The following is a 7,961-nucleotide window of genomic DNA, read 5'->3' as shown; positions in this document are numbered from 1 at the left end:
GGCCCCGCGACACCAACACGCCGACCTGCCGGAGCCTGGCCACGATCTCCTCGGGTTCGTGCTTCTTCCGGGACATTCCGCCGGCCTCCATCCGGCTCGAAAGCCTGCTTCAGGGAGGACCACTTTCCAGGGGGCGGACCAGCGCCTGACCTCCCTTTCAACGAAAGCGCCCGCGCAAGAACTTGACGGGCCTCAAGCTTCAGACCAACAGCAGGTCCATGTCGCGCGCATCGATCAGGGCGCGCTCGACGTTCAACAATTCAATCACGATGTTTTCGCATGTGATGCGGGTATGCTGGTCCGAGGTTCCGAAGCTGGTGATGACAAGATCCTCATAGGCGACGGCGGCCCCGGTTCGGATGCGAAGCTGGTCCACCCCATCCTCGAAGTCACCGATACGGCCAGCGGAGCCTTGGGTGAACTGGAACACATCGGTGTCCGCCCCGCCGAGAAGCGTGTTTATGCCCGACCCACCATCGAGAAGGTCGACTCCACCCCCGCCCCGCAGGATGTCGTTTCCGATCACCCCGTAAAGCCTGTCGGCCCCTGCCTCGCCATTCAGCGTGTCGTCGCCCGTCTCGCCGAAAAGCCAGTCGCTATCCGCGCCGCCATTGATGCGGTCGTCGCCGCGCCCGCCATGGACGATGTCGTTCCCCGCCCCGACGGCGATCACCTCGTCGATCTGGATGCCGTTGATCCGGTCGGCCCCCGACGTGCCACGCACGATGCCGTCGGCGGGAGGCGGCACATCGTTCATGATGTCGCGATAGTTCGCGATCCCCAGCGCCTCCCCGCGGCTTACGCCAGTCGGCAGCATCGCCGAGGGGTCGCCACCGGCTGCAGCCAGCATCGCGCCGATGAAGGCGTTGGAGTTTTCACCGAAAACCTCGTAGCCATTATCAGCCCTGTCGATCATGCGCGCGTACTTGACCATGATCGCCCAAGCCTGATCGTCGGTCAGCCCAGGGAAGTCGAGCGGTGTGCTCAAGCGCTCGGCCGGCGTGTCGCCGTCGCGGTCATCGGCAGAGTCGACAATGGGGATGTTGGTCTCGACCTTCATGTCACCGAACCACGGCAAGTACGGACGCTCCGGCCCAGAGCGGATCACGTACTCCTCGCCATTGCTGTCGCGCAAAACGAGGTAGAGATGCGTCGCGCCCGAGGGCAGGCCGAAGAGCTCGACATCATTCGCCTCGATGAAGATCTGTCCGGTCATGGCAGTTCCACCAGCGTGGCAGGATCTACATGAAAGACTAGCAAGAACCAGCCCCTCGGATCAACGATCTTGCGGTGCAGGGTGCAGGCCAGAACGGCTGAACCTGCACTTCCCGGCCGTGCACAAGGTGCACGAGCATCCCGGCCCCCAAATCATCCAATCGCAGTATCTAGCGATACGCCGTGTCATGAGCCGGATGCTTGCGATCAGGGTCCAGGGCGTTGAGCTTTCAAGCGATATCATGGTCGCCGCAATCAGGCCGTTGATGGTTCGCCTTCAACCCGGCCCGGCGCCGTCGACCGTGTATTCGTCCATGCCCGCAGCCGTCCTTCTTCCCGGCTTAGCGGCCGCCGCGTGGAGGATGCGGGCTGTCGCTGCGGCGATCAAGTGGCACCCAAGCCGAAGTCTCGCCTTGCTTCAACCCGCCGAGGACAGCGAATCGAATACACATCGATCCGAGTGGTGTAAAATCGTGTCGGGCGCGGGACAGAGAATGGAGCGAACCATGAAAAAGGCACCTTTGGCCGCAGCAGTGGCATTCGCCGCGCTGGCGGGGGGCACGGGAACGGCGGCCGCTCAGGCGTTCTCGCTGGAAGAGGTCTACGTCAAGAGTTTCGGAGGCGCGACCTGGCCCCGGGACTTCGACACCACCCTTACGGAGGACGGGACGCAAATCGCCCTCCCCAGCTTCGATCATGACACCGGGTATACCCTGGGCGTCGCGGTCGGCGCGGCCGTCACGCCGAACATCTCGGTGGAGGTCGAATACGCCTACCGCAACGCCGACTTCACCGTCACAGACCGTGACGAAGGCGACCGGGCCGACGGCGACACCTCTGCCAACGCCTTCATGTTCAACGCGCTTTACATGTTCGACAGCATGGGCGCGACCGGGACGGTCCGGCCTTATCTCGGCGCTGGCATCGGCGGGGCCAACGTGGAGGTGAGTGCCGGCGGCCAGGATTTCGAAGCCGAGACGTTGCTTGCCTACCAGTTGATCGGCGGCATCGGCTACGAGCTGAACCCAAATGTTAACCTCTATGCCGAGGGACGCTGGTTCCAGACCGAGTCGGACAAGTTCGACGGCCCCGACCGGGAGAGCTTCAACGGCAAGTTCGAGACCTTCGATCTGCTTGTCGGCATGCGCTATGACTTCTGACGAAAACTGACGGACACGCCCAGCCTGCCTGAAAGCCGGATTCAAAAGTTCATGCGAAATCGCAGTATCTTGCGAGGCGCAATGTCATGAGCCTGATGCTTGCGATCAGGGTCCAAGCCGTTGAGCTTTCCACTGATCGCTCCCCATCCTTTGCCAACCTGCGGCATCGCCCGAGCCATGCGAATGTTCGCTCGAGGACCCGTCGACGCGGCGGAACCTCGAACCCTTTCATGGCGTCGAAACGCTTGATGAGCTCGAGCGTCCAGTCGCCGCGGCCTCTGGGCGTTGCCTTCAGCTTATCCCCGGCATAGCCGCCATTGGCGAACACATGGCGCAGCCAGGGGAATCGGTGCCGGATGGAGCGGAAGACGTCCGGGGCGCCATCGCGGTCCTGGATGCCCACCGGATGGATGACGGCAAACAGCAGCAAGCCGAACGTATCGATCATGATGTGACGCTTGCGCCCCTTGATGCGAACGCTGGCATGGCTCAACCGCTTTCGCGGGCCGGCAATCCGCTACGAACGGCGGCCCGACATCCGCGAGGCCTTCATGATCCTCGGCTGCGCCCTCATGTGTCTTAACCAGATCAGACGGTTATGTCAGGTGCTCTGAGTGCGAGAGTGAGGGCACAGGGAACTCATCCCATTGCTGCCGCAACCCCTCGCCGCTTCGCCCGCTTCCGGTCCGCGCGCGTGATCCAGAGCGCGAGCGCCACCCACGAGAGCAGATAGAGCGCTCCCAGAGCCAGGACGACCAAGCCGGGGATTGGCCCGACGTCGGCCCGGTTCACGAAGGCTTCGACTGACGTGACCGGGGTCGGATGAACGATGAGCTTCCCGGCAAAGGCAATTGTCTGGATGAGCAGGATCCAGAGATAGTTGTTGCGCACGCGTCGCGCGACCGCCGTGAGGTAGCTCACATGATATTCGGGCCTGTCGTAGTCCGTGGCCAGGATCTCATGCCAGCCTTTCTCGGTGCGCAGGTCGCCGTCCCGCAGGATCGGTACAAAGAGGTGCCTTTCGATCCAGCGCGCCCGTGCCCGCCAGACATTGAAGTAGCGATACCGCCGCGCTTCAAGCGTGAGAAACAGCATGATGAGAATGCCTACCAGCATCAGAGGCAACGGCGAGGCGTCAGGCGTGGAGAAGGTGATTGACAGCGCCACCCCGAGGGTCACTACCGACCAGTTGGTCGTGGTGTCGAGGCGGGTGCGCCAGATGGTGGAACGGTAAACCTCGCCTCGGTAGAGGTGGGCCAGCGCAGTGATTTCGGCTGCGCTGAACTCCTGCAAATCCGTTGACTGGCGTTTGGCGGCCATCGTGGGTCAATCCTCCGTTACGGGTGCTGCGTCGAAAAACGCGCCCGCATGTCCACAGGTCAAGCAGAAGTGGCTCGGTTCGGATGAACGGCTTCGGGATTCCTGCCAGGCGGCGAGGCATAGGGGAACAGCGCGAAGCTCGCGGCATGGCTTTCGGGAAGGCCGTAGGAGCCGAAGCCTTCGAGCTGGCGGGAAGTGCGCGCGGCGAAGTCCGGGGCATAACCGCGGACGACCATGCTGGAGACAAGCTTGCCCTTGAAGGCGCTGACGCCCCCGGTGAACTTGAAGGTGGCCATGGACTTGCGAAGGAAATCCGCTTCACGTCCTCGTGCAGGCCGCGTTAAATGGAAAACGCTTCCTCCGACACGATCATTTTGATCCCGTTGCTCGCCTGCTTGGAGAGCGATGAATAACCGAGAGCTTGCCCTTGGCGCGGAGCAGTTCGCCGGATGAGGTACGCTGCTCAGGAGGTATCAATTCTGGACCCCGACCCGGGAACATCCTGTAGTCTCCTGCGTTTCACTAGGTTGCTCGATGCTCTTGGCAGGCAAGGCCATGGCAGGACGCCCAGCGTGGACTGACAGGCGGGCTCAGCCAGCCACACGTGCCGGAAAGAGAAAACGTCATGGATTTTATTGTAAACGGGCAGGCGCGCAGTTTCGACGGCGACCCCGAAATGCCGCTTCTGTGGTATCTGCGCGACGAGCTGGGGCTCACCGGCGCGAAATACGGCTGTGGTGCCGGGCTGTGCGGCGCCTGCGTCGTCCATATCGACGGGGTTGCCAGCTTTTCCTGCGTCACCCCGATGAACGTTGCCGAGGGGGCTCAAGTGATCACCATCGAAGGCCTGTCCCCTGACGGGACCCATCCGGTGCAGGCGGCATGGCAGGAACTGAACGTCGCGCAATGCGGCTACTGCCAAGCCGGGCAGATCATGCAGGCCGCGGCGCTTCTGGCCAAAACGCCGGAGCCGACCGATGCCGACATCGACTCCGCGATGAGCCAGAACATCTGCCGCTGCGGCACCTATCCCCGCATCCGCGCCGCGATCAAACGCGCAGCCGAGCAGGGAGCTTGACCATGGCCGCTCTGGAAAATGTCAGCCGGCGTGCAGTCCTGCTGGGACTGGGGGCAGGCGCGCTGGTGATCTCGCTGGGCCTGCCTTCCCTGGCGCAGGAGCAGGAGGAGCCGCTGAAGTTCGGCGCTGACGCGATGCCGCATGGCTGGCGGGACGATCCGCGCATCTTCGTCGCCATCGATCCCGACGGAACGGTGACGGTCACGGTCCACCGTGCGGAAATGGGACAGGGGGTCCGCACCTCGATCGCCATGGCCGTCGCGGATGAACTGGAGGCGGACTGGAGCCGGGTGCGCGTTGCCCAGGCACCGGCAGACGAGCCGACCTTCGGCAACCAGGATACTGACGGTTCGCGCAGCCTGCGGCATTTCTTCGAGCCGATGCGGCGTGCCGGTGCCGCCGCGCGCCAGATGCTGCGAGAAGCCGCCGCCGCGGAATGGGGCGTTCCGGTGGAGGAGGTCACGGCCGAGAACCATGCTCTCAGCCATGCTGCCTCCGGCCGGCGGGCCGGTTACGGCGACATGGCCTCGCGTGCGGCCGAGGGCGAGATCCCCGTCCGCGAGTCGCTGGCGCTGAAGTCACCGGACAAGTTCCGCTACATTGGCCGCGACGATGTGGGGCTGATCGACAATCCCGGCATCGTCACCGGCGCCGCGGTCTATGGCATGGATGCAAAGGCCGAGGGCATGCTGTTCGCGGTGGTCGCGCGCCCGCCTGTCATCGGCGGTCGCGCTGTCAGCCATGATGCCGAGGCCGCGCTGAAGGTGCCCGGCGTGCAGCGCGTCGTGATGATCGATCCGCCGCCCCAGCCTTCCGAGTTCCAGCCGCTGGGTGGCGTGGCGGTGATCGCGACGAACACCTGGGCTGCCATGCGTGGGCGCGATGTGCTGAATATCCGGTGGGAGGACGGCCCCCACGGCGCCTATGACAGCGAGGTCTTCAAGGCCGAACTGGAACAGGCCGCGCGCAGCAGCGACGGCGCGGTCGTGCGCAACCAGGGTGACGCCCTGACAGCGCTGCAAGAGGCGCCGCGCAAGGTCGAGGCCGAATACTACATCCCCCATCTGGCGCAGGCGCCGATGGAGCCTCCGGCCGCGCTGGCGATGATCCGGGACGGCCGCTGCGAGGTCTGGGCCTGCGTGCAGGCGCCGCAGGTGACACGCGTGCGCATTGCCGAGAAGCTGGGCCTTCCCCCCGAGAATGTCACCGTGAACGTCACCCTGCTGGGCGGCGGTTTCGGCCGCAAGTCCAAGCCCGACTTCGCCATCGAGGCCGCGATCCTCAGCCGTGAAATGGACGGGGCGCCGGTCAAGGTGGTCTGGACGCGCGACGACGACCTGCATCACAGCTTCTACCATACCGTATCCGTCGAGCGGCTGGAGGCAGGGCTGGACGACAGCGGCCGTCCGGTCGCTTGGCTTCACCGCACGGCGGCGCCGACCATCGGGTCGATCTTCGCCCCCGACCCCATGCAGAAGCTGCCGTTCGAGTTGGGCATGGGGCTGACGAACATGCCGCTCGACATCCCCAACGTGCGCGCTGAAAATCCCAAGGCTCAGGCGCACACGCGGATCGGCTGGTATCGCTCGGTCTCGAACATCCCGCATGCCTTCGCGATTCAGTCCTTCATCGCCGAACTGGCCCACGAGGCGGGCCGCGACCACCGCGACTATCTGCTGGAGGTGATCGGCCCCGCGCGGAAGATCGACCCGACCGAGCTTGGCGACGTCTGGAACTATGGAGAGGACCCGGCACGCTATCCGGTGGATACCGGCCGCCTGCGCCGGGTGATCGAGACCGCGACCGAGGCCGCCGGCTGGGGTCGAGAGATGCCCGCGAGGCGCGGACTTGGGCTTGCGGCGCATTACAGCTTCGTCAGCTACGTCGCCGTGGTGGTCGAGGTCGAGGTCGACGAGGCCGGCAACGTGCGCATCCCCGCTGCCCATCTCGCCATCGACTGCGGCCCCCACGTGAATCCCGATCGGATCCGTTCCCAGATGGAAGGCGCGGTGATCATGGGCTCGGGCCAGGCGCTGACCTCGCAGATCACCTTCGCGCAAGGACGGGCACAGCAGGACAACTTCGACACCTACCTGGTCCCGCGCATGGATACCGCCCCGCGTGAGATCCACGTTCATCTGGTCGGCGGCGAGGATTATGGTCAGCCGCTCGGCGGCGTAGGCGAGCCCGGCCTGCCCCCCGTGACGCCTGCCATCACCAACGCCATCTTCGCCGCCACGGGCCAGCGGATCCGCCGCCTGCCGGTCGGCAACCAGCTGAGCAGCTAGGAGAGTGACATGATCCGCTTCCGTCTTGCCCTGAGTGCCGCTTTCATCGCCGTGTTAACCACCTCGGCCGCAGCCGATTGCGCCGACCATCTTGCGTTCATGGACGAGGTGCTGGACCAGGCGTCACGGGAATCCATTGCTGCATCCTCCGGCGGGCAAGCGGTAGCAGGCGCACGCGAGGCACGTGCCATGACCGGTACTGACGCGCCGGGGAATGACGAGACGGCAACCAACATTCCACCTGATGAGCCCCAGCCGACACAGGCGCCCGGCCATGCGCCGGTCGCCGAGGCAGGCGATAAAGTGCAGCAACTGCGGGCCATAGTTGATGAGGCGCGTGCCCTGGCAGGTCAGGATGAAGCTGCCTGCCGCGACATCTTGGTAACGGGGCTGCGCGAACTGTTCTCCGGCGAGGACGAGCAGCCGTAGGCGTGAATGTGGAGGATCGGCAGACCGTCGCAGCGGTTCAGGGACAAGCCCAGCGCCCGTCCTTGCAGGGCGGTAGAGCGCTCAGCTTTCAGCTTCATGCGCACAGGCTCCGGCAAGAATTCGCTCGGTCTTATCAGAGAAAGCATCCGAGTTAGGAGTTTGTCCCTCAAGGGCGTCGGCGCAGCCGCGGGAATTCCTTTTGCTCACCAAAAGGCGCTTTCCGATGCGCGCGCGGCAGGGCGCATAGCCGCGCTTGCGCAGGAGCGTGAGCATCAGGGCCAGCAATACGCCATGCACGTAGGAGACTAGAGCCTATAACGCGCCAGCCGGCGGGCACCACAGTCTGTTGCAACCATCCAGAAATGTCACCCTTGCTGGCAATTCAGGAATGTCACCGGGCGCCACGATGCCGGCAGCCGGGCAGGGCGGAGACCTCCGCCATCGCAGCCCTGACCGGCTGCCTTGAGCGGC

General features: G+C 64.6%; 7 protein-coding genes and 1 pseudogene. 4 read left to right on the top strand and 4 right to left on the bottom strand.

Going from position 1 to position 7,961, the window contains the following annotated elements:
* Positions 1-199: 199 nt before the first annotated feature.
* Positions 200-1,216 (bottom strand): calcium-binding protein, encoded by a 1,017-nt coding sequence (locus H5395_RS17095; protein WP_182793736.1) that lies wholly within the window; start codon positions 1,214-1,216, stop codon positions 200-202.
* A gap of 505 nt (positions 1,217-1,721) precedes the next feature.
* Here H5395_RS17095 and H5395_RS17090 point away from each other — a divergent pair.
* Complete coding sequence (locus tag H5395_RS17090) at positions 1,722-2,375, top strand: outer membrane protein (RefSeq protein ID WP_182793735.1); 654 nt, start codon at positions 1,722-1,724, stop codon at positions 2,373-2,375.
* Positions 2,376-2,424: 49 nt separating this feature from the next.
* On the opposite strand, the pseudogene H5395_RS17085 reads toward H5395_RS17090, so the two are convergent.
* From H5395_RS17085 to H5395_RS17075, 3 genes and pseudogenes are all read right to left on the bottom strand, one after another.
* Positions 2,425-2,859 (bottom strand): annotated as a pseudogene (locus H5395_RS17085) (transposase); the annotation flags it as partial.
* Between the two features lie 155 nt (positions 2,860-3,014).
* Positions 3,015-3,695 carry a DUF2270 domain-containing protein gene (locus H5395_RS17080; protein ID WP_182793733.1) on the bottom strand — a complete coding sequence of 227 codons (681 nt, stop codon included), beginning with the start codon at positions 3,693-3,695 and terminating at the stop codon, positions 3,015-3,017.
* Positions 3,696-3,754: 59 nt separating this feature from the next.
* Complete coding sequence (locus H5395_RS17075) at positions 3,755-3,991, bottom strand: hypothetical protein (RefSeq protein ID WP_200559428.1); 237 nt, start codon at positions 3,989-3,991, stop codon at positions 3,755-3,757.
* Positions 3,992-4,320: 329 nt separating this feature from the next.
* On the opposite strand from H5395_RS17075, the gene H5395_RS17070 reads away from it, so the two are divergent.
* Genes H5395_RS17070 through H5395_RS17060 form a run of 3 tightly spaced genes read left to right on the top strand, consistent with a single transcriptional unit; the run spans position 4,321 to position 7,490 of the window.
* A complete protein-coding gene (locus tag H5395_RS17070) occupies positions 4,321-4,773 on the top strand; it encodes a (2Fe-2S)-binding protein (protein ID WP_182793732.1) in 453 nt (150 codons plus the stop codon).
* Between the two features lie 2 nt (positions 4,774-4,775).
* Positions 4,776-7,061 carry a molybdopterin cofactor-binding domain-containing protein gene (locus H5395_RS17065; RefSeq protein WP_182793731.1) on the top strand — a complete coding sequence of 762 codons (2,286 nt, stop codon included), beginning with the start codon at positions 4,776-4,778 and terminating at the stop codon, positions 7,059-7,061.
* 9 nt (positions 7,062-7,070) lie between these two features.
* Positions 7,071-7,490: a hypothetical protein gene (locus H5395_RS17060; RefSeq protein WP_182793730.1), complete on the top strand. Its 420-nt coding sequence runs from the start codon at positions 7,071-7,073 to the stop codon at positions 7,488-7,490.
* Positions 7,491-7,961: the final 471 nt, after the last annotated feature.

The sequence above is a fragment of the Paracoccus sp. MC1854 genome, from assembly GCF_014164635.1.
Lineage (GTDB): Bacteria > Pseudomonadota > Alphaproteobacteria > Rhodobacterales > Rhodobacteraceae > Paracoccus.
The sequence above is the reverse complement of the archived record's forward strand: the minus strand, read 5'-3'. Positions and strand labels throughout refer to the sequence as shown.

Excerpts from the sequence above, each read along its gene's own strand:
- H5395_RS17095 (WP_182793736.1), bottom strand. The coding sequence starts at position 1,216 with ATGACCGGACAGATCTTCATCGAGGCGAATGATGTCGAGCTCTTCGGC.
- H5395_RS17090 (WP_182793735.1), top strand. The coding sequence starts at position 1,722 with ATGAAAAAGGCACCTTTGGCCGCAGCAGTGGCATTCGCCGCGCTGGCG.
- H5395_RS17080 (WP_182793733.1), bottom strand. The coding sequence starts at position 3,695 with ATGGCCGCCAAACGCCAGTCAACGGATTTGCAGGAGTTCAGCGCAGCC.
- H5395_RS17075 (WP_200559428.1), bottom strand. The coding sequence starts at position 3,991 with ATGGCCACCTTCAAGTTCACCGGGGGCGTCAGCGCCTTCAAGGGCAAG.
- H5395_RS17070 (WP_182793732.1), top strand. The coding sequence starts at position 4,321 with ATGGATTTTATTGTAAACGGGCAGGCGCGCAGTTTCGACGGCGACCCC.
- H5395_RS17065 (WP_182793731.1), top strand. The coding sequence starts at position 4,776 with ATGGCCGCTCTGGAAAATGTCAGCCGGCGTGCAGTCCTGCTGGGACTG.
- H5395_RS17060 (WP_182793730.1), top strand. The coding sequence starts at position 7,071 with ATGATCCGCTTCCGTCTTGCCCTGAGTGCCGCTTTCATCGCCGTGTTA.